At 60.9% G+C, this 23,166-nt stretch carries 21 protein-coding genes; 13 read left to right on the forward strand and 8 right to left on the reverse strand.

Annotated elements, in window-relative coordinates; genetic code table 11:
• Positions 1 to 151: 151 nt before the first annotated feature.
• Entirely contained in the window at positions 152 to 763 is a 612-nt protein-coding gene (locus QZ471_RS00535; protein WP_295460318.1) for a hypothetical protein, read from the reverse strand.
• 1,059 nt (positions 764 to 1,822) lie between these two features.
• Between QZ471_RS00535 and QZ471_RS00540 the strand changes: the two genes are divergently transcribed.
• On the forward strand, positions 1,823 to 2,323 hold the full coding sequence (locus QZ471_RS00540) for a hypothetical protein (protein ID WP_295460319.1): 501 nt from the start codon (positions 1,823 to 1,825) through the stop codon (positions 2,321 to 2,323).
• A gap of 251 nt (positions 2,324 to 2,574) precedes the next feature.
• On the opposite strand, the gene QZ471_RS00545 is transcribed toward QZ471_RS00540, so the two are convergent.
• The 3 genes from QZ471_RS00545 to QZ471_RS00550 all read right to left on the reverse strand — a co-directional run bounded on the left by QZ471_RS00545 (position 2,575) and on the right by QZ471_RS00550 (position 5,963).
• On the reverse strand, positions 2,575 to 3,345 hold the full coding sequence (locus tag QZ471_RS00545) for a helix-turn-helix domain-containing protein (RefSeq protein WP_295460320.1): 771 nt from the start codon (positions 3,343 to 3,345) through the stop codon (positions 2,575 to 2,577).
• A 302-nt stretch (positions 3,346 to 3,647) separates the two neighbouring features.
• Positions 3,648 to 3,830: a DUF2116 family Zn-ribbon domain-containing protein gene (locus QZ471_RS23820; RefSeq protein WP_363286400.1), complete on the reverse strand. Its 183-nt coding sequence runs from the start codon at positions 3,828 to 3,830 to the stop codon at positions 3,648 to 3,650.
• Positions 3,831 to 4,685: 855 nt separating this feature from the next.
• Positions 4,686 to 5,963, reverse strand: coding sequence for a site-specific integrase (locus QZ471_RS00550; RefSeq protein WP_295460321.1), 1,278 nt, complete (start codon positions 5,961 to 5,963; stop codon positions 4,686 to 4,688).
• Between the two features lie 386 nt (positions 5,964 to 6,349).
• Between QZ471_RS00550 and QZ471_RS00555 the strand changes: the two genes are divergently transcribed.
• The 8 genes from QZ471_RS00555 to QZ471_RS00590 all read left to right on the forward strand — a co-directional run bounded on the left by QZ471_RS00555 (position 6,350) and on the right by QZ471_RS00590 (position 14,910).
• Positions 6,350 to 6,631 (forward strand): hypothetical protein, encoded by a 282-nt coding sequence (locus tag QZ471_RS00555; protein ID WP_295460323.1) that lies wholly within the window; start codon positions 6,350 to 6,352, stop codon positions 6,629 to 6,631.
• Positions 6,632 to 6,809: 178 nt separating this feature from the next.
• Positions 6,810 to 8,822 (forward strand): DNA polymerase III subunit gamma/tau, encoded by a 2,013-nt coding sequence (dnaX, locus tag QZ471_RS00560; protein WP_295460324.1) that lies wholly within the window; start codon positions 6,810 to 6,812, stop codon positions 8,820 to 8,822.
• A 33-nt stretch (positions 8,823 to 8,855) separates the two neighbouring features.
• Positions 8,856 to 9,182 (forward strand): YbaB/EbfC family nucleoid-associated protein, encoded by a 327-nt coding sequence (locus QZ471_RS00565; protein WP_058762856.1) that lies wholly within the window; start codon positions 8,856 to 8,858, stop codon positions 9,180 to 9,182.
• A gap of 62 nt (positions 9,183 to 9,244) precedes the next feature.
• Positions 9,245 to 9,844 (forward strand): recombination mediator RecR, encoded by a 600-nt coding sequence (recR, locus tag QZ471_RS00570; protein ID WP_295460326.1) that lies wholly within the window; start codon positions 9,245 to 9,247, stop codon positions 9,842 to 9,844.
• Positions 9,845 to 9,955: 111 nt separating this feature from the next.
• A complete protein-coding gene (locus QZ471_RS00575) occupies positions 9,956 to 10,834 on the forward strand; it encodes an AraC family transcriptional regulator (protein WP_295460327.1) in 879 nt (292 codons plus the stop codon).
• Between the two features lie 146 nt (positions 10,835 to 10,980).
• Entirely contained in the window at positions 10,981 to 11,496 is a 516-nt protein-coding gene (locus QZ471_RS00580) for a sigma-70 family RNA polymerase sigma factor (RefSeq protein WP_295460328.1), read from the forward strand.
• On the forward strand, positions 11,493 to 12,422 hold the full coding sequence (locus QZ471_RS00585) for a DUF4880 domain-containing protein (protein WP_295460329.1): 930 nt from the start codon (positions 11,493 to 11,495) through the stop codon (positions 12,420 to 12,422). The genes QZ471_RS00580 and QZ471_RS00585 overlap by 4 nt, the downstream gene beginning before the upstream one ends.
• Before the next feature lie 76 nt (positions 12,423 to 12,498).
• Positions 12,499 to 14,910 carry a TonB-dependent siderophore receptor gene (locus tag QZ471_RS00590; RefSeq protein WP_295460330.1) on the forward strand — a complete coding sequence of 804 codons (2,412 nt, stop codon included), beginning with the start codon at positions 12,499 to 12,501 and terminating at the stop codon, positions 14,908 to 14,910.
• A 38-nt stretch (positions 14,911 to 14,948) separates the two neighbouring features.
• On the opposite strand, the gene fnr is transcribed toward QZ471_RS00590, so the two are convergent.
• Positions 14,949 to 15,680 (reverse strand): fumarate/nitrate reduction transcriptional regulator Fnr, encoded by a 732-nt coding sequence (gene fnr, locus QZ471_RS00595; RefSeq protein WP_295460331.1) that lies wholly within the window; start codon positions 15,678 to 15,680, stop codon positions 14,949 to 14,951.
• A 63-nt stretch (positions 15,681 to 15,743) separates the two neighbouring features.
• A complete protein-coding gene (gene hemN / locus QZ471_RS00600; RefSeq protein WP_295460332.1) occupies positions 15,744 to 17,126 on the reverse strand; it encodes an oxygen-independent coproporphyrinogen III oxidase in 1,383 nt (460 codons plus the stop codon).
• A 112-nt stretch (positions 17,127 to 17,238) separates the two neighbouring features.
• Here hemN and QZ471_RS00605 point away from each other — a divergent pair, with 112 nt between their 5' ends.
• The gene (locus QZ471_RS00605; protein WP_295460333.1) at positions 17,239 to 17,883 is read left to right on the forward strand and encodes an alpha/beta fold hydrolase; all 645 of its coding nucleotides are present in this window, start codon (positions 17,239 to 17,241) and stop codon (positions 17,881 to 17,883) included.
• Here QZ471_RS00605 and QZ471_RS00610 read toward each other — a convergent pair.
• Positions 17,880 to 19,448 carry a rhodanese-related sulfurtransferase gene (locus QZ471_RS00610; RefSeq protein ID WP_295460334.1) on the reverse strand — a complete coding sequence of 523 codons (1,569 nt, stop codon included), beginning with the start codon at positions 19,446 to 19,448 and terminating at the stop codon, positions 17,880 to 17,882. The two genes, QZ471_RS00605 and QZ471_RS00610, sit on opposite strands and share 4 nt — an antisense overlap.
• Entirely contained in the window at positions 19,445 to 20,047 is a 603-nt protein-coding gene (locus QZ471_RS00615; RefSeq protein WP_295460335.1) for a cysteine dioxygenase, read from the reverse strand. Before QZ471_RS00615 ends, QZ471_RS00610 begins: the two co-directional genes overlap by 4 nt.
• Before the next feature lie 252 nt (positions 20,048 to 20,299).
• On the opposite strand from QZ471_RS00615, the gene QZ471_RS00620 reads away from it, so the two are divergent.
• The 3 genes from QZ471_RS00620 to QZ471_RS00630 are packed head-to-tail and all read left to right on the forward strand — an operon-like array spanning position 20,300 to position 22,976.
• Complete coding sequence (locus QZ471_RS00620) at positions 20,300 to 21,079, forward strand: class II aldolase/adducin family protein (RefSeq protein WP_295460336.1); 780 nt, start codon at positions 20,300 to 20,302, stop codon at positions 21,077 to 21,079.
• A complete protein-coding gene (locus QZ471_RS00625) occupies positions 21,076 to 22,005 on the forward strand; it encodes an ABC transporter substrate-binding protein (RefSeq protein WP_295460338.1) in 930 nt (309 codons plus the stop codon). Before QZ471_RS00620 ends, QZ471_RS00625 begins: the two co-directional genes overlap by 4 nt.
• Positions 22,002 to 22,976, forward strand: coding sequence for an ABC transporter substrate-binding protein (locus tag QZ471_RS00630; RefSeq protein WP_295460339.1), 975 nt, complete (start codon positions 22,002 to 22,004; stop codon positions 22,974 to 22,976). Before QZ471_RS00625 ends, QZ471_RS00630 begins: the two co-directional genes overlap by 4 nt.
• Positions 22,977 to 23,166: the final 190 nt, after the last annotated feature.

Below are 23,166 nucleotides of genomic sequence, written 5' to 3' on the forward strand. Positions count from 1 at the left end.
TGATAATTTATTGTTATTTGAAGCATGCTAAATCCCTCTAGCCTGTGTCAATACTGAGTTTATTTAATTTAATTCTTAGAAAACAGTGAACAATGTGTAATTTGAGGAATTAGCTTAACCCTCTCATCATCCCTTTCAGTAATGAAAATACTCATTCTTGTTCCTCTTCATCGCCCCAGTCAAAGCGTTTGTTATAGAGATCTTTAAAACGCTGCCAGGGGGTCTGTGGTATTTTGTCTAATCTAATTTCTTCTTTGAGCGCTTGATAAGTAGGGTTGCCTAGCATTGTTGCTTTAGATGCTAGCGAGTATTGCTTGCTTTTATATTCTTTGAGATCTTCATGTAGCGACTTATATTCTTCATCTATATATCCTTGCGCTCTAAGTTTTTGCATTTCAGAAGATATAAAGGTTAGGCTAAAGTTTATATTGGAGATTTCTAAGCATTTTTTATAAAACTCCTCTATGTCCTTAGCCAATGAGTCATTCACATATAGATAAAGTGTGCGTGAGTGCTCATGAAATCCTATGACTTGATCCTTGGTTATTAAATGGTTACTCATTTGAAAATTTATGAAGAGCTGCTGAAAGGCAATAAATAATTCTCTGCGGTATGTGTGTAGTTGAATGTTATTGGCTCTCTGCGCAGCTTCAGCAGAAGCCTTCGCCCATGCTAGAGCAAACAGTGATACTCCTAGCGCTACCACAGCAGCGACGGCAGCCACCACAGTTGCAATTGCACTTACCCAATCTGCTCCAGGCATGCTTTACAAACTCTTATTCCCAAAATTCTGATAGATAGCACATATCACAGGTTTTCTCCACCCTCCAAATTGCGAGGCCACTAGGTTGTGGTCGTCTCTTGTCCATGCACTCTCATCGGGTATTCCGCTTTCCAACATTCGTACATACAGGGACAACTGGTCCTCTGGCATTGTGTGATAGGCTTTCAACAATCTATCTTCAACTTCAATTGTGCTTAAATTCAGTTTTTTAGCAATTGCTGCTATCCATTCTCTGTGTGTCATTGGTGGTTCTCCATATTTAGTTGAGGGTGGGCGAGAGACCACGCCATAGATGTATTTAAAACGCTCTAAGAGCCTCTGTGTTAAACGATAAAGGTGTGAGCTATACTACCCCATAAGGTGGCTTGATTTTATTGCGTAAACGTAAGGATAGGTCGAAATGGATGTAGATAAGATAGGGCAGTTATTAGAAGAGTCGAAAGGGGCGGATGTAGGATTTTATTTGCTGCTTGGATTTTCGTGCGTTTGCCCAGGCTTCCTTGTTTTGTTTACTTACAGGCCCGATATCGTCCAAAATTACGACCTCAGTAAGCTAATACTGTTCTGTATTTCCATAAGTGGGTTGAGTGTGGTTTTGTTTTTAACGCATATCTGGATGTGTGCGCTTTTAAGTGGGGGTCAACTTTCAGTTAGAGTGAGCATTCTAATGGCGTCATCTCTTTCCACAGTGATGATGGTCCTATCGCTCAAATCTCCTGATTTTCGATTTTACGCCTTTTCCCTGCAATTCTATTGGGGATTAACTGGCTTCATAGCATCAATTGTAATTGCGTCAGGTAAGCCATGGTATTTGAGATTCATATTCAACTATGGTGCGCTTATGTTTCTTCTCGTAATCCTTAGCCTTGCCGAGCAAATTACCGCTAAGGAATTCTTCCAGTCCGCTACGGGGCCTTGGTTGAAACATGTGTTTGAGTAGAGCGCTAATCGGATGCGCCGTCCGTCGCCCCTGAGCTTGCTGGCTGAGCATTCTGCCACTACTGTACGCATAGACAGTATCTGTAGGACGCTTCAGCCATGCACCGCTTCTCTGACCACTCTGAAGACCTGGACACCTTCGAGCACCAGCAGGAGCTTTTCCAGCCCTGTCAGTTGCGGTATGCAAAGAACGCCATCGACCTGCTCAACGACGAGCTTTCCTTTGCTCATGAGTTGATCGCTCGGTATCAAAGGGATGGCCTCAAGCTCCTGGCCCAGCATGACGAGATGAGGGCAGAGGTGAAGCGCCTCAGAGGCGAGCTGATGGCTTGGACTCAGTACAAGATCACCTGCCATACGTCAGGCACAGCGCTAGCCAATCGCTTCCTGCCAGTGCTTCCAGAGCACCAAGCTCAAAGAAATTTTGAGGCAATCGTTGGGAGCATGGCGGATGCGAAGCGGGAGATTGATAGTTTGAGGAAGGCCCTGTATTCCAAAGATATGGAGATACAGGCGCTCAAATCTCAGATTCTTTATTTATCTTCTAGTACGTCTGTTAGGCACTCGATGAACTCGTCATCATCAAGCAATCCGTCATAGTGCATGGCGACCAAGCTGATGAGCCTATTGCACAAAGCTTGGGCGCTAGTGTCGTTTGCCCTGGCTCTATCAAGGAGCCAGTGATACCTTTCGAAAATGATTTTCATAGTTAATTTCCTCTTGTTTATTTATCAAGGCACAGAATAACGCTAGAGATACGTTAAAAACGCTCTACAAGCCTCTCTGTGAGGTTTTTAGGGGTAAGGTAATGCGATGGTACTGGGGTAGGCTTTGAAGGCCCTTAAAGCGCTTTATATGGCGTCCTGTAGTTTCCAGGCTGGATCATACGGAATGAAGTATTCGATACCGCCTAGAGTGAAGTGGAAGTTATCAACGATCACTCCACCTTTCCCATCCAGCCAAGCTAAAAACTCGTCGGAGTGCTGGCCAGTTATCTTATAAAACTTCGCTGGATAGTCTGAGAAGTAATCGCCAGCATAAACCTTCGATGGGTCTCTGACAGAAGCAGGAGCCGGGATAGGTACTGGAGCATGCTCTATAAACACAACTTCAGATTCTCCTTCCCAATCATTTTCCTCAATCACTGCTACAGACTCGCTATAAAGCTCCAGAGGGGCCTTAGATTCAACGATCTCCTCTAACCCCTGGCATGGGTGTAGGGTAATAGGAGAGACGCTCTTAGGCGCCTTCTGAGAGGCTTTAGGAGCATCAACTAATGTCAGGGAATGAATCTGTACGTAGACGTTGTTCTCAAACCTCCCGTTCTTTCTCTTTTCCACTACAAAAATTCCATGCTCTAGAAACTTGGCAATGATCTTGCCAACAGTGTTTCGATGGAGCCCTAAAGCATCAGCAACGTCAGACTGACTGTCATAATACTGCCCATTGTCCTTGGTGAAGAAGGTAAATCTATCTTTCATCCATGAATAGACGGATTTGGAAGTGAGGTCTATATCTACAGCTTTTCCAGTTGACAGGCTGAGATAATATTTGGCCTTAAGAATATTCTTAGGTACTTGAAGGAATTGCTCTACATTCTTTTGTTTGTCTTCGTTTGTCATAATGTACTCCAGATAAAATCATAGTTAATCCTCCCAGATTAGTTGATACAGATAATGTGCCAACACAGATTTAGGAGTGTCCAGATAGATCTCCTTGAAACTCTATAAATTTCTACACGGCTTCTTTACCTTTTTCTCTTATCAGTATTAGTATTTAGTATTATTTCTTTATCAGTGTTAGTAATCAGTATTACTACTGCACAAGGATTGTGCATGGTACGTGCACAAGGAATGTGCATGGAGAAGGCTCTACGTGCATAGTATGTGTGCATGGTACGTGCACAAGGAATGTGCATGGACTATCACTTAATCAACTCATATGTTGTGTTTCTAGATCGACGTAGCTTTGTGCGGCAACGGTCGGAACAGGTCTTACGGGTGAATCTTTTAGTTTCAATGTCTGCACCACAGATGATGCACTGACGAATTACTACAGCCACAGTTAGGCCTCCTTCGGTTAGGTGAAATTTAAATTTAAGTGACACAGTAAAATTATCTGGACTGAAAAATGCCCACGACGAAAACTCTCAGAGAGAGTGCCGTGGGCTAATCGGAGATAATCGAGTGGCCGAGAGAAATCAGAAAAATCTGATAGCTACCACTCTATCACACAATCTGTATATGTCAAGAGGGTTGACCTAAAATAGTTAAAATATTTTACTTTCGCAGTACAGCGACAGGGCCACCACCTTTCAAGTAGAGCTTGAGAGGGCCTGAGCTAGCGGTAATTTCGAAGGGCTGACCCTTGGGCAACGGGAAACCATTGTTGCTGTCACTCGTTGGCGGAGTTGCGTCGACCCAGAATAGAATCTCAGCACACGATTTGTTGTAGAGGGTGAGAGCAGCGCCCTGAGGAATGGAGGTAGCCTCATAAACTTCTATCCATTGGTCTGACTTGGTAACGATATCAGGAGTCGATTGATTCATAGTGTATCCTTATATTTATTTTAGACGTAGAAATACACATCGCTTAGATATTAAGTAATGTATTTATTTAGTAGATTAATTAGTAGATATATGGAATTTAATAAAGATATTAATAAGAATATTACTTAGATATTGGTATATTCTTTTATTATTAGTATTATCTCTTTAATTATTATATTAATTAGAAGAATAAAAATAACGAGTGTTCTAAAGTCTGTCAAGCTATTCTGATACCGATTGTCTGAAGCAGCTTGTTTTAACTTAAGCCCTCGTCAATTTATCTTATTCTCTCCCAGGACTGGCTTTAGATGCGTTGTATAAAGCGCCTAAAACCTTTTATACAATGCGTTCTCCAGAAAGTAGGGGCATGGTAGCGGGTGGCCCTCAGCGGGCCTTGTACGCGATTTTAGAGGCTAACCCAGTTTTAGGGTGTTCACGGCTTCTTGCATGCGCTCAATGAATCTACGCTTGCCGTACACGGCGAACGTGACGCCATGGTCTCCATGACCAACTAGGTCTTTTAGCAGGCTATCCTCAATTCCATGGTTTCTTAGGTCATCTATAAATGAATGTCTGAAACTATGAAATGTTTTTCTAGAATCAGATATATTTCGTTTATGTCTATAAGTTCCAAACCATTTGGATGCCGCATAACCATATCTATCTCTAATTTGTTTAAGTTCCGGCCATAACCTTTGTTCTCCTTTTTCTTTTAAATTGTTTATGTACTCAATTAATCCTAGTTCTATAAGTTCTTTGTGAATTGGAATAATTCGCCTGCTTGAAGGATTTTTGAGCTTTTGGTCTGGGCGAGTGTCATCGATCTTGATACACAAGATGCCTTGCTCTTCTACAACGTCATCTAGATAGAGCTGAGCTAGCTCCTCCAGGCGTGCCCCTGTGGCTCGTGCCAAGAGAGGCAGCCAATACCTCCAAGGGTTCTTCCTAGCTTCCTTTATCAAAGAGGCTTGGTTGAGGAGGGCAGCGATGTCGCGTTGATCGAAGGGTAGGCGAGCATCCTTGGCTGACGCTTCCATCACCTTCATTCCGCTAAGAGGGTTTGCCTGAAGGTATCCGTTCGAAACGCACCAATTCATCCAAGAGGTGAGCTTTCGTAGCCGGTTATTGATCGTCACTGGGGTGATGGCCTCGTACTGGCCCCCTGACTCGACAATCTCCAGCAGCGTTTTGCCTTTGAATTCAGGTCTGAGGCCATAGTAGCTAGGGCACCGACATAGCCTTTGCTTCAGCGTCCGTGCCTGTTGCTGGTCAAATGCTTCTATAGGCATATCCCCCATCAGGGCAAAGAAATCGTGGATGGTGCGTTCGACATCAGCAATCTGCCCCTGCCTCCAAGCCCCCTGTTTCCCTTCATCAACGTATTGCTTGGCTAGCCTACTCAGCAGAGGCCCCTTTGCTTTAGCCGGGAGCAGGAAGCTGTCTGAAGGCAGAGAAGGGGAGGAGGGTGGGAATTCGAGTCTCTCCGTCCGCACCAAACATCGACACAATCCGTGTAGCTCACTGTAGGTGGCTTCGGGGTGAGCAGTCCGATGCTCATCGATCCTCTGAACTATCGCTGTGGCCTTGAAGATCGCGGCCCTTCGTTCTTGTATCCCTAAGCTCAATCGAAGGTGTTGACTCCCTAGACGAACGTTCAGGTAGTAGGTTGACCCTCTGCGAATAACGAACATGTGTGACAAGCCTGTGTGACACCGATGTGTGACAAGGCCATCACCTACAGAATGGTCATCGAGCAGCTTATAAAGGAAGAGAGCCCCAAAAAGCGCAAAGCCCCGTCATTGCTGGTGTCCCAGCCCAGCAGCATGCTTGCATGCGACCCCGGTCAGGCCCGGAAGGGAGCAGCCGCAGCGGTGATGTCGTGTGCCGGGGTGTGGCTGGCGGGGCCACCTCCATTTCTACCCTCCGCTTTTTTTCCGCGTTTTTCTTTCCCTCCAGTGCTGTTCTTCCGTTAACCCCCTCACGAGTTAATCGTGATGCGGTGCACTGTTTGCTTCGTGGCTTCATGCCATCATTCGAGTCGCATTCTCACTTATGGACTGATGTCCAAGGACTCATCGTGAAGAACGGACTCGAAAGCGCGGGACGCGCACTCAGCCTCGGTTTGCATCCCTATCGCATCACCTGCCGGCACGCGCCCGACGCCATGCTGGTCGCCCAGATCTATCATCCCACCGAGCCCCTGTTGCTGCTCAAGCTCGACCTGAGCAACGACGATGCCTGCAATCCCTTCAAGATGAACGCCACCGTGGCGAGCCTGCGGGTCCAACTGGACGCTTTGGCGGCCTATGTCGCCAGCGTGGTGCTGGCCGATGGCGAAGACCGCTGCCTGCGCGCCTGAGCGTGCTCCGACGGCCGTGGTTTCCGGCGCCGATCGCTTGAAAGGTCTGATCGCCGCCTCCACTTAGGGAGGTAATGCCGGCCCGTCATACGGCCTGGCGGTTGAGCATGCGGGGTGCATTAAACGCACCTCTTCGTTAGCATGTGCTCCCTTCCCGTCTTCTCCCGATCAGGTCTCGATGAGTTACCAGGTTCTTGCGCGCAAATGGCGCCCGCGGTCGTTCCGCGAAATGGTCGGCCAGACCCATGTGCTCAAGGCGCTGATCAATGCGCTGGACAACGAGCGGCTGCACCACGCCTATCTTTTCACCGGCACCCGCGGAGTGGGCAAGACCACCATCGCGCGGATCCTGGCCAAGTGCCTGAACTGCGAGACCGGTATCAGCTCCACTCCCTGTGGCACCTGCTCGGTGTGCCGCGAGATTGACGAGGGGCGCTTCGTCGACCTCATCGAGGTGGACGCCGCCAGCCGTACCAAGGTGGAAGACACCCGTGAGCTGCTGGAGAACGTGCAGTACGCGCCGTCCCGCGGTCGCTACAAGGTGTACCTCATCGACGAGGTGCACATGCTCTCCACCCACAGCTTCAACGCCCTGCTGAAGACGCTGGAAGAGCCGCCGCCCCACGTCAAGTTCCTGCTCGCTACCACCGATCCGCAGAAGCTACCGGTCACCATCCTCTCGCGTTGCCTGCAGTTCGCCCTGAAGAACATGCCGCCGGAGCGGGTGGTCGCGCACCTGCAGCAGGTGCTCGCCGCGGAAAGCATTCCCTTCGAAGACGACGCTCTCTGGCTGCTGGGTCGCGCCGCCGATGGTTCCATGCGCGATGCCATGAGCCTGACCGACCAGGCGATCGCCTTCGGCGAGGGCAAGGTGCTGGCCGCCGACGTGCGCGCCATGCTCGGTACCCTCGACCATGGCCAGGTCTATGACGTCCTCCAGGCCCTGCTGGAAGGCGATGGCCGCGCCGTGCTGGATGCGGTGCGTCATCTGGCGGAGCAGGGGCCCGACTGGAGCGGCGTATTGGCCGAATTGCTCAACGTGCTGCACCGGGTGGCCATCGCCCAGGTGCTGCCCGATGCAGTGGACAATGGCCAGGGCGATCGCGAACGCGTCCTGACCCTGGCGCAGTCGCTGCCGGCCGAGGACGTTCAGTACTACTACCAGCTGGGTCTGGTCGGCCGGCGTGATTTGCCGCTGGCCCCGGACCCGCGGCACGGCTTCGAGATGGTCTTGCTGCGGATGTTGGCCTTCCGGCCGGCGGGTGCGGCGATTCCCGAGCGACCGGCCTTAAAGATGACGGGAGCCAGCCCGGCCACGGCTGACTCCGACCAGCGTCCGGTGGCCGCGGCGGTTCCCCGGCCGGCGGCGCCTGCGCCCCTTCCTGCGCCAGCGGCGGCACCTGCTCCAGAGGCGGCACCTGCGCCGGTGCCAGCAGCGCCAGCGTCGAGTAATACCACCCCTGTAGAAGAGCCGGTGGATCTCCCCTGGGAGGAACCTGCGTCCGTGGCGGTCAAGGCGGCTCCGGCTCCGGCTCCGGCTCCGGCTCCGGTCGAGGCGGTTGCTGCGCCGGTAGCATCCCAGGCGCTGCCGACCCCCCAGGTCGAGGCGACGCCTGAAGCCACGGTGATCGCCGAGTTGCCGGCGGACACCTCCGGTGACGACCTGGACGGCGACGAAGAGCCGCCGCCGGCCGAGGATTACTACGAGGTGGGGCTGGACGACTATCTCGATAGCCTCGGTGAACCGGCCGCCGAGGAGATCGCGGCGGCCCCGGCGCCTGCCGTGCAGCCGGCCACCGGCCTCGCGGCCGATTGGCTGGCGTTGTTCCCGGAATTGAAGCTGGGCGGCCTGACGGCCAGCATCGCCGCCAACTGCACCCTGGTGGCGCTGGACGGCGATCACTGGCACCTGCACCTGGACCCGGCGCAGAGTGCCCTGTTCAACGCCAACCAGCAGCGCCGCCTCAACGACGCCCTGAACCAGCAGCAGGGCCGGACCATCACGCTCCAGGTGACCATCCAGACGCCGGAGCAGGAAACACCCGCCCAGGCCGCCGCTCGGCGCCGGGCGGAGCGTCAGCGGCAGGCGGAGCAGTCCATTCAGGACGACCCGCTCATCCGCCAGATGATGCAACAGTTCGCCGCCACGGTGCGCGCGGGTACCATCGAGCCGGTCGACACCCAAGCCTGACCGGTTTTCCATTCATAGTTCGAGGTAGCAGACATGATGAAAGGTGGCATGGCCGGCCTGATGAAGCAGGCCCAGCAGATGCAGGAAAAGATGCAGAAGATGCAGGAAGAGCTGGCGAACGCCGAGGTGACCGGTCAATCCGGCGCCGGCCTGGTCAGCGTCGTCATGACCGGCCGACACGACGTCAAGCGCGTCAGCCTGGACGACAGCCTGATGCAGGAAGACAAGGAAATCCTCGAGGACCTGATCGCCGCCGCGGTGAACGACGCCGTACGCAAGATCGAGCAGAACAGCCAGGACAAGATGTCCGGCATGACCGCCGGGATGCAGCTGCCGCCCGGCTTCAAGATGCCCTTCTAAGCTGCTTCAGCTACGGGTGTCCAGCGGGCACCCGTTTCTCCCGCCTTCCAGTACGGTAGTCCATGAGCTTCAGTCCCCTGATTCGCCAATTGATCGATGCGCTCCGGGTCCTGCCCGGTGTCGGCCAGAAGTCCGCTCAGCGTATGGCCCTGCAACTGCTGGAACGCGAACGCCAGAGTGGCCTGCGCCTGGCCAGTGCCCTGAGTGCTGCCATGGAAGGGGTGGGTTACTGCCGCCAGTGCCGCACCCTGAGCGAAGACGAGATCTGCGGCTTCTGCGCCGATAGCCGCCGTGACGACAGCATTCTCTGCGTGGTGGAAGGCCCCATGGACGTCTTTGCCGTGGAGCAGACCGGCTATCGCGGACGCTACTTCGTGCTCAAGGGGCATCTGTCGCCCATCGACGGCCTGGGTCCGGACGCCATCGGCGTGCCGGAACTCGAGCGGCGGGTCAGCGAGGGCAACTTCCAGGAGATGATCATCGCCACCAATCCCACGGTGGAGGGCGAGGCGACCGCCTATTACATCGCCCAGTTGCTGGCGCCCAGGGGCCTGACCATCTCCCGTATCGCCCATGGTGTGCCGCTGGGTGGCGAGTTGGATCTGGTCGATGGCGGCACCCTGACCCACGCCTTCGCCGGACGCAAGCCGATCAGTCTCTAGGCCACTGGGCCCTGGACGCGCCAGCGGTTGGCCATTGCGCAAGGACGGCCAGGTATCGTCACCCGGAACGGGTGATCCTGACGTGGTCGAACCACACCAGGCCAACCCCCCATGGATCTGCCCGTCACGTCTTCGCGCACCTCCACCTATCCCCAGCGTTTCGACCGGGTTCTGGCCTACATCGAGGCGAATCTGGAGGGTGACCTGTCGGTAACGGCCCTGAGTGAGGTGGCCGCTTTCTCCGCCTTTCACTTCCATCGGCAGTTCACCGCCTACCTGGGGATGCCGGTTGCCCGCTACGTGCAACTGCTGCGCCTGCGGCGTGCCGGGTTGAGCCTGCTTGCGGCCAAGCGCCGCCCCGTGCTGGAGGTGGCGCTGGAGGCCGGCTTCGAAAGCCCTGAAGCCTTCACCCGGGCGTTCCGCCGGCTTTTCGGTCAGGCGCCGCGACGCTTCCGCCAGGCGCCCGATTGGCGGCCCTGGCATCGGGTGTTCGACATCCCCCGACTATCCAGGAGCCTCGTCATGCACATACGTCTAGTGGAATTCACTGCCGTCAGGATCGCTGCCTTCGAACATCGCGGACCGCGTCAGAACGTCGAGGAGAGCGTGCGCATCTTCATCGACTGGCGCAAGCGCAGTGGCCAGTCGCCGGTGGCGACCAGCCGTTCCTTCGGGATTCCCTTCGGCAATCCCGATACGACGCCCGCCGAAGACTTTCGCTTCGCCATCGGCGGCGAGATCAGCGAAGACGTCCGGCCCAATCCCCAGGGGGTACGGGAACTGCTCATCGCCGGCGGCCGCTATGCCGTGGTCCGCCACCAAGGTTCGACCGATCGTATCGACGAGAGCATCTACCCGCTCTATCGCGACTGGCTGCCGGGCAGTGGTGAGGAGTTACGCGACGCACCACTGTTCTTCCATTACCTGAGCGTCTATCCGGAAACACCCCAGGAGCGCTGGCAGACGGATATCTACGTACCTCTGGTTTGAACAGGCATCCGGACGCTTCGCTGTGCTCACGCGCCGGCAGGTCACGGGGAGAGGGGACAGCAAGCTACCTTCTCAGGGGGGGCAGCCTGGGCTGTATCTTGTGATCGAGAAGCATTATCATTTCCGAGAATCAGTAGCTTCCGGGGATGGTGATGCAGACGCTCGAGTCCGACCGATACGGACATATTCGGACCCTTTACCTGGACCACCACGGCTGGCTGCGCGAGCGCTTGCAGCGCCGGCTAGGGTGCCTGGGGCAGGCGGCCGACCTGGCCCAGGACACCTTCGTCCGGTTGCTGGCCCGGGAAGGGGAGCTGGAGCGACTGCGTGAACCTCGCGCCTTCCTGGCTACCGTCGCCCAGGGCCTGCTGGCCAATCACTGGCGGCGCCAGGCACTGGAGCGTGCCTATCTGGAGGCCCTGGCCGCCCGCCCGGAAGAGGTCCAGCCCTCACCGGAAGACCAGGCGCTTATCCTGGAAACCCTCACCGAACTCGATGCGCTGCTCGACCGGCTACCCGCGCGGGTACGCCAGGCCTTTCTGCTGGCGCAACTCGAAGGCCTTACCTACGCCGTCATCGCCCAGCGGCTGGGTGTGTCGGAGCGGATGGTGAAGAAGTACATGGCCCAGGCCATGCTACATTGCCTGGAACTGGTGTCTTGAGCGTCCTGAGTCGTGACCGGAGCAATCCCTTGGAGGAGGCTGCCCAGTGGTTCGCCGAGCTGGCCGCCGACGAGGTGGACCCGGCCACCGAGCGGGCCTGGCAGCGTTGGTTGCAGGCCGATACCCGGCACGCCGTGGCCTGGGCGCGGGTCGAGGAGATCAGCGCGCGCTTCAGTGCGCTGCCGGCGTCCGGACGCGCCGTGCTGGCGCGGCGTGACGCCTTGGGACGGCGCCGGGCACTCAAGGTGCTCAGTCTGGCGCTGGGTGGACTGGCACTGGGCTGGAATCGCGCGGATGACTGGCGGCTGGGGCAAGGCGCCGAGCTGAGTACCGCGGTCGGGGAAATTCGCGCCTTCGAGCTGGCAGAGGGCCTGAGCGTCTGGCTCGATACCGATAGTCAATTGGCACGGATGGGGTCGTCCGCGCAGTGGCGTCTGCTGCGTGGCGGGGCTGCCTTCGAGAACCACGGCGCGGCGATCTTGCAACTGGAGACGGGAGTCGGCCAATTGCGGCTGGGTCTGGGCTGCTGCGAGGTGCGCAGGCGTGATGAGGGGGTGGAGATCGCCTCCTACACCGGGTCGGTCGAACTCTTTCCCCAGCAGACGCGCTCCCGGACCCTGGCCCAGGGGCAGCGGGCCTTGATGACGGCGACCGCGGTGCGTCCCTTGGGCCGGGTCGATCCCGGTCGCCAACTGTGGCGCCAGGGACGGCTGGTGGTGGATGACTGGTCGTTGGGTGCCTTGGTGGCTGAACTCGCGCGCTATCGCCCGGGATTGCTGACCTGCACCGCCATGGTGGCCCAGCTGCGGGTGGTGGGCAGCTATCCACTTGACGACACCGACCGGGCCCTGGCAGCCCTGGCCGACAGCCTCCCGGTGCGGGTGGAACGACGCCTGCCCTGGTGGGTGCAGATCGTGCCTGCCTGAAAAAAATGGCGCGGGCGGTTCCCCTTTGGCGCTCTCGCGGGGCCTTGGGGGAAACGATCCATCATTCGAGGCTTCCATGCAGCGCCATTCTCGTTTCGCTCTTCATCCCCTGCGCCGTGCGGCGCGTGCCTTCGCCCTGGCGGTGCCGCTGGGCATCGCCGGCGTGGTTGCGCCGCTGGTGCAGGCCGCGCCCAGTGTCCAGGAATACCGCATCGAGGCGGGCAGTCTGGCCAGGGTGCTGAGCACCTTCGCGGCCCAGAGCGGCGTGCTGTTATCCGCATCGGCCCAGGGGCTGGAGGACCGCCGCAGTCCTGGCTTGCAGGGCCGCTACACGCCGGCCGAGGGCTTCCAGCAGATTCTCCAAGGCAGTGGTTTGCGGGCGGTGCGCCAGGCCGATGACAGCTATCGCCTGGAAGCCATACCCGCGAGCGGGGTGACTTCCCTGAGCGACACCACAGTGACCGGCTTCGCCCTGGGCAATGCCCTGGGCGAGACCGATGGCTACCTGGCGACCCATAGCGACGTAGCCACCAAGACCAGCAAGTCGCTGCTGGAAACCTCCCAGTCGGTCTCGGTGGTGACCCGCGAGCAGATCGACGACCAGGGTGCCAAGACCGTGCAGCAGGCCATGAGGTACACCCCGGGGATCTTCACCGGGCAAGTCGGGGCGTCCAATCGCTACGACTACGTGGTGATGCGCGGTTTCGCCGACAACAGCGTCGACAACGTCTTTCTCGACGGGCTCAAGACCATGGGCGACAGCGGCACCTTCAGCTCGCTGCAGGTCGATCCCTATTTCCTCGAGCGCATCGATGTGGTGAAGGGACCGGCGTCGGTGCTCTATGGCCGTAGCCTGCCGGGCGGTCTGGTGGCCCTGACCAGCAAGAAGCCGCTGTACCAGCCCTATCACCAGATCCAGGCCACCCTGGGCAATCTCGGCCAGCGCGGCGCCGGCTTCGATTTTGGCGGACTGCTGGACGAGGAGGGACATATTGCCTATCGCCTGGTGGGTCTGGCGCAGCACAGCGACACCCAGTTCGATCATGTGGAGGAGGAGCGCTATGCCCTGGCGCCGAGCCTGGCCATCGACCTGAGCGACGCCACCACCCTGACCCTGCAGGCCTATCTGCAGAAGGATCCGGACGGCGGCTATCACAGCGGGGTGCCGGCCGAGGGCAGCCTCTATCGCCGCAATGGCCGCTATATCAGCAACCACTTCTTCGACGGCGAGCCGGACCACGACAAATTCGAGCGGACCCAGCAGATGGTCGGCTATCAGTTCGAGCACAGGTTCAACGACGTCTGGAGCGCGCGGCAGAATTTCCGCTATGCCAAGTCGCGAGTCGAGTTGGAGCAGGTCTATGGCTACGGCTATATCGGCGACAGCGACCTGCTCAATCGCTACTACTCCGGCGGCCGCGAGAATCTGCACGCCTATACCCTGGACAACCTGGTGCAGGCGGACTTCGACTGGGCTGGCAGCCGCCATACCCTGCTGGCCGGCCTGGATTACCAGCGCCGCTGGACCCACGTCGACTGGCCCAGCGGTACCGCCGACCCGCTGGATGCCTTCGAGCCGAGCTATGGCGGCCAGGTGACCATCTACCCCGGCAGCGAGTACCGCCGTGAGCTGCAGCAGACCGGTGTCTACCTGCAGGATCTGATCGAATTGGATCGTTGGCGCTTCTCCCTGGGCTTGCGCCAGGACTGGGTAGAGATCGGCATCGAAGACCGCAGCAACGGCTCACGCAGCAGCGAGCGCCGTGGTCAGGCCAGCGGGCGTGCCGGGGTGCTCTATCTGTTCGACAACGGCTTGGCGCCCTACCTGAGCTATTCCACGTCCTTCAATCCCAACGCCTACAACGACGCCGCGGGCAATCCGCTGGAGCCCACCGAGGGCAAGCAGTGGGAGCTGGGCCTGAAGTACCAGCCGCCAGGTAGCGCCAGCTTCTACACCGCCTCGCTGTTCCACATCACCCAGGAAAACGTGGCGACCAAGTTGCCCCAGGACAACTTCTACACCTCGGTGGGCGAAATCCGCTCGCGCGGGCTGGAGCTGGAGGGGCACCTGCAACTGGCCGAGCGCCTGAAGCTTCTGGGTAGCTACACCTTAACCGCCATCGAATACACCCAGGCGCTGGACGGCACCCAGGGCAACACGCCGAACCAGGCGCCACGGCACCAGGCGTCGCTGTGGGGGCAGTACGAGTTGGCGGGGCCGCTGGCGGGCTTCAGCGTCGGTGCCGGCGCGCGTTACGTGGGCACCAGTTGGGCGGACAAGGCCAACACACTCAAGGTGCCGGCCTATACTCTGGTGGACGCCATGCTCGCCTACGACTTCAGCCGACTGGGCCTACCGGGGCTCACCGCACGGCTCAATGCCAACAACCTCATGGGCAAGGATTACGTGGCGTCCTGCTACAGCCTGGACTTCTGCTACTTCGGGGAGGAGCGCAACGTGACCGCGACGGTCAGCTACAGCTTCTAGACGTTCGGGGTCCTGTCATTCAGGCAGGACCCCTGGCCTCAACCTTCCAGCTGCCCGCCGGCCAGGGCGCAGAGGCGGGCGGAATCGAGGATGCGCACCTCCTTGCCTTCCGCTGCCAGCACACCGCTCTGCTGGAAGCGGGTGAAGACGCGCGACACTGTTTCCACGGCCAGGCCGAGGAAGTTGCCGATCTCGTTGCGCGACATGCTCAGGCGGAATTGCTGGGCGGAGAAGCCGCGGGCATGAAAGCGCGCCGAGAGATTGACCAGGAAGGTGGCGATGCGCTCGTCGGCGCTCTTCTTCGACAGCAGCACCATCATCTGCTGGTCGTCGCGGATCTCCCGGCTCATCACGCGTAGCAGTTGCCGGCGCAGTTGCGGCAGTTGCTCGGAGAGTTCGTCGAGGCGCTCGAAGGGAATCTCGCAGACGGTGGTGGTCTCCAGCGCCCGCGCCGAGACTGGATAGCGCTCGCTGTCCATGCCCGACAGGCCGACCAGTTCGCTGGGCAGGTGGAAGCCGGTGATCTGCTCCTCGCCAGCATCGCTCAGGCTGCTGGTGCGCAGGGCGCCGGAACGCACCGCGTAGACCGAGCCGAAGGCGTCGCCCTGGCGGAACAGGTAATCACCCTTGGCCAGCGGCCGGCCGCGCTTGACGATCTGGTCGAGGGCGTCCAGGTCCTTCAGATCGAGCGATAGCGGCAGGCATAGCGAGGCGAGGCTGCAATCCTTGCAATGGGCCTGGGCGGTGCGCAGCTTGAGGGGCTCGGTCATGGGGGCGGGTCGCTTCTCGTCTTGTTCCAAAAGTCTAACTTTAGCAGTCATGGCAGCCATGGTTCATATCACCCGGGAAAAGCGCTGGGGGTCACCGTCCGGCAGGTAGTGGTCGAACAGCATGCACAGGGCGCGGATCAGCAGTCGTCCCGGCGGCAGCACCTGGAGGCCGCGGGCGTCGAGACGGATCAGGCCGTCGGCGGCCATGGCTGCGAGCTGGGGCCAAGCCTCGGCGAAATACTGGCGGAAATCCAGTTCGCAACTGCGCTCGATGGCGGCGAAATCCAGCTGGAAGTGGCAGATCAGCTGGGCGATCACCGCGCCGCGGATACGGTCGTCTCGCGAGCGGCGTAGACCGCGGGCCACCGCCAGTTCGCCGTGGGTCAGGCGCGCCTGATAGCCGGCGAGGTCGGGGCTGTTCTGGCAGAGGACGTCGCCGACCTGGCTGATGGCGGAGACGCCCAGGCCGAGCAGGTCGCAGTGACCATGGGTGGTGTAGCCCTGGAAGTTGCGCTGCAGGGTGCCGTCTTCCTGGGCGATGGCCAGATCGTCGTCGGGTAGGGCGAAGTGGTCCATGCCGATGTAGCGATAGCCGGCGGCCAGCAGCTGTTCCACGGTGCGCTGGAGCATCTCCAGTTTGGCCGCGGGGTCCGGCAGTTCGCTGGCCTCGATACGCCGCTGCGGTGGGAAGCGGTGCGGCAGATGGGCGTAGTTGAACACCGACAGCCGATGGGGTTGCAACTCCAGCACCCGCGCCACGGTGTGGGCGAAGCTGGCCGGGGTCTGCCGCGGCAGGCCGTAGATGAGATCGAGGTTGATGGAGCGATACCCGAGGGCGCGGGCGGCTTCCACCAGGGTGCGGGTGTCGTCGAAGGGTTGCAGGCGATTGATCGCCAGTTGCACCTGCAGGTCGAGGTCCTGGACGCCGAAGCTGACGCGGTTGAAGCCCAGCTCGCGCAACAGGCCCATGGTGCTCCAGTCGGCCTCGCGCGGATCGATCTCGATGGAGTAGTCGCCATGGTCATCGTCGGCCAGGCTGAAGTGGCGGCGCAGATCGGCCATCAGCTCGCGCAACTGCACGGGATTGAGAAAGGTCGGGGTGCCGCCGCCGAGGTGCAGTTGCTCCACCCGCTGCGCGCCGTCCAGGTGGCGGCTGGTGAGGGCCATTTCCTGGCGCAGGGCTGCGAGGTAGGCAACGCTGCGGCTGCGGTCCTTGGTGATGACCTTGTTGCAGGCGCAGTAGTAGCAGATGTTGGCGCAGAAGGGCACGTGGACGTAGAGCGACAGCGGGCGGCCGGCCTGCCGGCTCAGGCGCAGGGCACCGAGCAGGTCGAAGGCACCGATGCCGTCGTGGAATTGCACGGCGGTGGGGTAGGAGGTGTAGCGGGGGCCGGCGCGATCGTAGCGGGCGATGAGGTCGGCGTCCCAGACGAGAGCGGCTGTCATGCCGGGCTCCAAAGGTTTCGAGGTGACCAGTGTGAGGGGCGTGGGCTGAGCTTTGTTGATCCAGATCAATGGATAGCCGGTTAAGCTTTGCGGTTTGGACGAGGAGTAGCCCATGGCAGACGAGTTGTACCTCGACAGCTTCCGCGAGGTCAGGCCGATGGGGACGCCCCTGGCGACCCTGTTGCTGGCCCACGGCGCTGGTGCGGGGATGGACAGCCCCTTCATGCAACTACTGGCCGAAGAGTTGGCGCGGCGCGAGATCCGTACCCTGAGATTCGACTTTCCCTACATGGCCCGGGCCCGCGCCGAGGGCAAGCGGCGCCCGCCGAATCCGGCGCCGGTGCTGCTGGAGCACTGGCGGGAGATGGTGGCGCGCTGGCGTGCAGCGGAAAGCGGGCCACTGTGGCTGGCGGGCAAGTCCATGGGCGGACGGATGGCCAGTCTCTTGGCCGACGAGCTAGGCGCGGCGGGACTGATCTGCCTGGGCTATCCCTTCCACCCGGCCGGCAAGCCGGAGCGGTTGCGCACCGAGCACCTGGCGACTCTGGCCACGCCGACGTTGATCGTCCAAGGCGAGCGAGACGCCCTGGGCAGCCGGGAGGAGGTGGCCGGTTATAGCCTGGCGCCGGCCATCGAGGTGCAGTGGATTGCCACCGCGGATCATGATCTCAAGCCGCTCAAGAGCAGCGGCTTGAGTCAGGCCCAAGTACTGGCGGACACGGCGGCGCGGATCGCCGCCTTCGTACGCACCGGCTAGATCACCCGGAAGCCGCTGGTTCCATCGCGCCGCAACTGCTCGACCAGGCCGAATTCCCAATCCAGGTAGGCCTGCATGGCCTCGCGCGGGGCGTCGGTGCCCTCGTAGGGACGGCGATAGCGGTCGCGGCGGGTCGACAGCAGTTGCGTCTCCCCGCTTTCCACCGGCAGCCCGGCGGCCAGCCAGGCGGTGGTGCCGCCCTCCAGCAGCAGGACCGGCCGGTCGGTGAAGGCCTGGCTGTCGACGGCGGCGAAGGCGGCCAGTTGGCCGCTGCCACAGGTGAAGACATAGCGCTCGGCCGGTGGCAGCGCGGCAGGCAGATCGGCGCGCAGCACCCAGGCGGCGCCGGGGATATGGCGTTGGACGTAGCTGGCGCTAGTGGTGACGTCCAGCACCAGGGTACCCGGCTCGGCCAGCAATTCCTGTAGGCGGACCACGGAGATGCGCTCGACCGGCCCCGGTGTGGGAGCGGGTGCCTGCCAGGGGCCGGTGGCGCTCAGGGCGCTTGCCGGAATGTCATCCACCACCGCTACCTCCCAGCCCATCTGCGCCAGCCAGGAGGCGCTCATGTTGGCGCGCACGCCGTCGTCGTCCACCAGGGCCAGGCGCGCGCCGCGCACCGGGGCGCTGTGGTCGGTCTCCTGTACCAGCTGACCGCCCGGGGTGGAGCGGGCGCCGGGCAAGTGGCCGGCGGCGAATTCCTCGGGGGTACGGACATCGATCAGGTAGTTCGTCCGCTGGGGGTTGCTGCGCCAGGCCTCCAGTTCGCTGAAGGGGAGGCGGGCGACACCGGCGCGGTCGGCCACCTGGCGGGCGCGAGCGGCGGCGACGGCCTGGGTCGCCGGGCTCACCTCGCCGAAGCGGCGTGCCTGACCGTGTTCCAGTTGCTGACCCGCGAGGGTCCAGCCGATGGTACCGTTGCGCAGGGCGGCCACCGGGTTGGGGATGCCGGCGTTGATCAGCGACTGGGCACCAATCAGGCTGCGGGTACGGCCGGCGCAGTTGACGATGACCCGCGTGCGCGGATCGGGCGCCAGCTCGGCGACGCGCAGCACCAGTTCGGCGCCCGGTACGCTGACGCCGCCGGGAATGCTCATGGTCTGGTATTCCTCGAAACGGCGGGCATCGAGGATCACCACATCGGCGTCCTGATCGAGCAGCGCCTTGACCTCTTCGGCCGGCAGCGAGGGAGTGTGGCGTCGGCTTTCCACCAGCTCGCCAAAGGCCTTGCTCGGCACATTGACGTCGATGAACAACTCGCCGCCGCTGGCACTCCAGCCGGCCAGGCCGCCTTCGAGCAGGGCGACATCGCTATAGCCCAGGGCCTGCAGGCGCTCGGCGGCGCGTTCGGCCAGGCCTTCGCCGGCGTCGTAGAGAGTGATGGCCACATCACGGCGGGGTAGGCGCGACCAGGCGTCCAGTTCCAGGCGCGACAGCGGCAGGTTGGCCGCCCAGAGGGGATGACCCTCGGCGAAGGGGGCTTCCTCGCGGACGTCGAGCAGGGCGACTTCCACGCCGGCAAGCAGCGCCTGGCGGATCTCGGCGGGGGTACGGAGGGCGGTCATGGCGTGGCGGTCTCCTGGGACAGGTCCCACAGGTTGGGCAGGTAGTCGTTGGTGTAGCCGGAGATGAAGGGCTTTTCCTGGCCGTCGAGGTCATAGACGGCGCGGCGTACGGCGCCGATGTTGCCGCCATAGACATGGATGCTGATAGAGGTGCGGTCGGCATAGGCGTTGCTGACCTGGTGGATGTCACCCACCCGCGGCGACACCGCTTCCACCTGGCCCGGCTCCAGGCGCACGGCAGCGCCCTCCGGCAGCAGGCGGCCATCCGGGGACCGGGCGAAGCCCTGGGCGTTCTCGGCGCCGCGCAGCATGCCGATCAGACCCCAGGTGCGATGGTCGTGCACCGGCGTGGCCTGGTCCGGGCCCCAGACGAAGCTCACCACCGAAAAGCGCTGGCGGGCATCGGCATGCAGCAGGTACTGACTGTAGCGCTCGGGCCGGGGCAGGGCGCAGTCCTCGGGCAGCCAGTCGTCATGGCGCACCAGGTCGCCGAGGAGGGTCGCGCCGCGGGCCAGTAGCTCGGGTTCGGCGGGCTGTTCGTCCACCAGGGCAGCGAGGTCGTGCAGGAACAGGCGCAGGCGGTCGAGCCTAGGGGGCATGAGGGGCTCCACGAAGAGGGCGGGTGGGCAGTGGGGCCATTAAAGCAGGGGTGAGATCCTCGACCTTAGATCGATTGGTTCTGTGCTGAAAACCTATAAACGCATGTTGCTCAATTTCTATTATCCGAAATGAGCATATTAGGTTATGCGGAATCGGTATTTATGCTGGGTTGGCGACTAGGGTTAGGTTCTAAGCAGACCAGGGCAACGCCCGTCGCCCTGGCACTTCTTCAGCCCCCGGAGCTTTTTTGCATGACCGCCTTCGTCCCCTCGCTCGCCAGCGTCCGTGCCCAGGTGTCCGCCGCCGAATGGGAGGCGCGGGTCAAGCTCGCGGCGGCCTATCGGCTGGCGGCGCGCGAACGCTGGACCGATCACATCTACACCCATTTTTCGCTACGGGTGCCGGGGCCGGATGAGCACTTCCTGATCAATCCCTTCGGCCAGACCTTCGATGAGATCACCGCTTCCTCGCTGGTGAAGGTGGACATCGACGGGGAGATCGTCCTCGATCCCACGGGCTTCGGCATCAATCCCGCCGGCTATGTGATCCATAGCGCCATCCATCGCGCTCAACCCGAGACCCACGCGGTGTTGCACACCCATACCGCGGCGGGTATCGGCGTCTCGGCCCAGCGCGGGGGCCTGCTGATGATCTCCCAGCACGCCATGAGGTTCTTCCAGCGCCTGGCCTACCACGGCTACGAGGGCGTGGCCCTGGACCTGGACGAGCAGAGCCGGCTGGTGGCCGATCTCGGGCCGCACCAGGCCATGATCCTGTGCAATCACGGCCTGCTCACCACCGGTCAGAGCCTGGAGGAAGCCTTCTGGCACCTCTACTACCTGGAGCGCTCTTGCGCTGCGCAGTTGGCGGCCCAGAGTGGCGGCGCCGAGCTGGTGATCGCCCCGGACGCCGTCGCGCGGAAGGTCAGCGACCTCATCCCCGGCAACCTGGCGCGTGGCGCCCATGTCCGTCACTGGGAAGCGGCGGTGCGCCAACTGGAGCGCCACGAGGGCCGGGAGTACGCGCAATGATGCGACTGCTCGCCACGCTGGGCCTGGCGCTGCTGCTGGGGCAGGCCCAGGCGGCGCCGGATCTCTCCGGGGTGACCCTGGTGCTGGGTGACCAGGCCCGCGGTCTGCGCGCCATGATGGAAGCCGCCGGTAGCCTCGAAGGGGCGCCTTACCAGTATCGCTGGGCCAACTTCCAGGGCGCCGCACCGCTGTTCGAGGCCCAGCGCGTCGGCGCGGTGGATACCTCCTATGCCGGTGACCTGCCGGTGCTGATGGCCGCGTCCGGCGGCGTACCGCTCAAGCTGATCGCCACCAATGTCGGCTACCCCCAGGCCAATGGTCTGTTGGTGCAGGCCGATTCACCGATCCATTCGATTAAAGATCTCAAGGGGCGCACCGTGGTGGTGTCGTCGGCCAAGGGCAGCATTTCCCAGCACCTGCTCTATGCCGCCTTGGAAGAGGCGGGGCTCAAGCGCGACGACGTAACGGTCAAGTTCGTGCTGCCCACCGATGCCAGCGCCGCGTTCAATGCCGGACAGATCGACGCCTGGGCCACCTTCGATCCCTATCTGGGCATCGCCGAGCAGCACGGTGCGCGCCTGTTGCGCGACGGCCAGGGGCTGACCACCGCCCTGGGCTTTCTCACCGCCACGCCGGCATCGCTGGAGGACCCGGCCAAGCGCGCCGCCATCGCCGATTTCGCCGGGCGCCTGGCCCATCCGCAGGACTATGCCCGGGTCTATGCCGAACTGACTCGCCTGCCGGAAGGCGCCGCAGCGGCCATCTCCACCCGCACCTCCCGTGGCCTGCGCCCGGTGCAGCCAACGGACGTCGCGGCGGTGCAGAAGGTGGCCGATCTCTTCAGCGAACTCCGAGTACTGCCCAAGCCGGTCGATGTAGCCGCCTTGGCCGATCCCTCCGTATTCACCCAGGAACCCACGCCATGACTTCCCTCCGCCGCATCCTGCTGGCGCTGCCGGTGCTGCTCGCCGCCAGCGCGGCCCTGGCCGCCGAGCCCCTCACCCTGCGCATCGCCGACCAGAAGGGCAACATGCGCGCGCAACTAGAAGCCGCCGACGGCCTGCGCGACCTGCCGGGCTATCGCATCCAGTGGGCGGAATTTCCCGCCGCTGCGCCCCTGGCCGAAGCGCTCAACGCCGGCGCGGTGGACGCCGGCATCATCGGTGACGGTCCCTTGCTGTTCGCCCTGGCCGCTGGCGCGCCGGTCAAGGCCATCGCCGTGGACAAGTCCGATCCCTACGGTACGGCCGTGATCGTGCCGCGCGGCTCGCCCCTGCATAGCGCGGCCGACCTCAAAGGTAAGCGCATCGCTACCGGACGCGGCTCCATCGGCCATTACATCGCCCTCAAGGCGCTGGATTCGGTGGGCCTGACCGCCCAGGACGTGAGCTTTCGCTTCCTCGGTCCGGTGGATGCCAAGATGGCCCTGGCCAATGGCTCGGTGGACGCCTGGGCGACCTGGGAGCCCTATACCGCCCAGGCCGAGCAGGTCGACGGCGCCCGGGTGCTGGTCAACGGTCGCGGGCTCTGGGCGGGCAACAGCTTCCTGGCCGCCACCGACACGGCCCTGGCCGATCCCGCCAGGCGCGCGGCGCTGCAGGACTACCTCGACCGCCTCGCCGCTGCGCAGCGCTGGGGCTATACGCATCTGGACAGCTATGCCAAGACCCTGGCGCAGATCATCGGCTTTCCCGAAGCGGTGGCACGGTTGCAATTCGAGCGGCGCCAGCTGCACTGGGAGCCCATCGATGCCCAGGTGGTGGCCGACCAGCAGGCGGCGGCGGACTTCTACCACCGCAGCGGCCTGATCCCGCAGCGGCTGGAGGCCAAGGCGACCTTCGCCGAGGGATTCCGGGTAACCAAGCCGGACGCATCGCGGCAGGCGGCGCGGGAGTAGGGTGGTAGGCGTCTCCGGGCGGAATTGGACTCCGCGTTGCTCAGGGCCAACGTACACACGCTGGGCACCTCCTCTCCCTTCGGGAGAGGGTTGGGGTGAGGGAAAAGCCACCCCGACACTCGACCTATCCATATAACCCATCCTTATTTCAAAAATGCCGAACATCTTTATTAGGCTATAAGCCATTTCC

Source organism: uncultured Pseudomonas sp., from assembly GCF_913774235.1.
Lineage (GTDB): Bacteria > Pseudomonadota > Gammaproteobacteria > Pseudomonadales > Pseudomonadaceae > Chryseomonas.

What these genes read in the sequence shown, in the direction of transcription:
- QZ471_RS00535 (WP_295460318.1), bottom strand. Translation starts at nt 763, where the DNA reads ATGCCTGGAGCAGATTGGGTAAGTGCAATTGCAACTGTGGTGGCTGCC.
- QZ471_RS00540 (WP_295460319.1), top strand. Translation starts at nt 1,823, where the DNA reads ATGCACCGCTTCTCTGACCACTCTGAAGACCTGGACACCTTCGAGCAC.
- QZ471_RS00545 (WP_295460320.1), bottom strand. Translation starts at nt 3,345, where the DNA reads ATGACAAACGAAGACAAACAAAAGAATGTAGAGCAATTCCTTCAAGTA.
- QZ471_RS00550 (WP_295460321.1), bottom strand. Translation starts at nt 5,963, where the DNA reads ATGTTCGTTATTCGCAGAGGGTCAACCTACTACCTGAACGTTCGTCTA.
- dnaX (WP_295460324.1), top strand. Translation starts at nt 6,810, where the DNA reads ATGAGTTACCAGGTTCTTGCGCGCAAATGGCGCCCGCGGTCGTTCCGC.
- QZ471_RS00565 (WP_058762856.1), top strand. Translation starts at nt 8,856, where the DNA reads ATGATGAAAGGTGGCATGGCCGGCCTGATGAAGCAGGCCCAGCAGATG.
- recR (WP_295460326.1), top strand. Translation starts at nt 9,245, where the DNA reads ATGAGCTTCAGTCCCCTGATTCGCCAATTGATCGATGCGCTCCGGGTC.
- QZ471_RS00575 (WP_295460327.1), top strand. Translation starts at nt 9,956, where the DNA reads ATGGATCTGCCCGTCACGTCTTCGCGCACCTCCACCTATCCCCAGCGT.
- QZ471_RS00580 (WP_295460328.1), top strand. Translation starts at nt 10,981, where the DNA reads ATGGTGATGCAGACGCTCGAGTCCGACCGATACGGACATATTCGGACC.
- QZ471_RS00590 (WP_295460330.1), top strand. Translation starts at nt 12,499, where the DNA reads ATGCAGCGCCATTCTCGTTTCGCTCTTCATCCCCTGCGCCGTGCGGCG.
- fnr (WP_295460331.1), bottom strand. Translation starts at nt 15,680, where the DNA reads ATGACCGAGCCCCTCAAGCTGCGCACCGCCCAGGCCCATTGCAAGGAT.
- hemN (WP_295460332.1), bottom strand. Translation starts at nt 17,126, where the DNA reads ATGACAGCCGCTCTCGTCTGGGACGCCGACCTCATCGCCCGCTACGAT.
- QZ471_RS00605 (WP_295460333.1), top strand. Translation starts at nt 17,239, where the DNA reads ATGGCAGACGAGTTGTACCTCGACAGCTTCCGCGAGGTCAGGCCGATG.
- QZ471_RS00610 (WP_295460334.1), bottom strand. Translation starts at nt 19,448, where the DNA reads ATGACCGCCCTCCGTACCCCCGCCGAGATCCGCCAGGCGCTGCTTGCC.
- QZ471_RS00615 (WP_295460335.1), bottom strand. Translation starts at nt 20,047, where the DNA reads ATGCCCCCTAGGCTCGACCGCCTGCGCCTGTTCCTGCACGACCTCGCT.
- QZ471_RS00620 (WP_295460336.1), top strand. Translation starts at nt 20,300, where the DNA reads ATGACCGCCTTCGTCCCCTCGCTCGCCAGCGTCCGTGCCCAGGTGTCC.
- QZ471_RS00625 (WP_295460338.1), top strand. Translation starts at nt 21,076, where the DNA reads ATGATGCGACTGCTCGCCACGCTGGGCCTGGCGCTGCTGCTGGGGCAG.
- QZ471_RS00630 (WP_295460339.1), top strand. Translation starts at nt 22,002, where the DNA reads ATGACTTCCCTCCGCCGCATCCTGCTGGCGCTGCCGGTGCTGCTCGCC.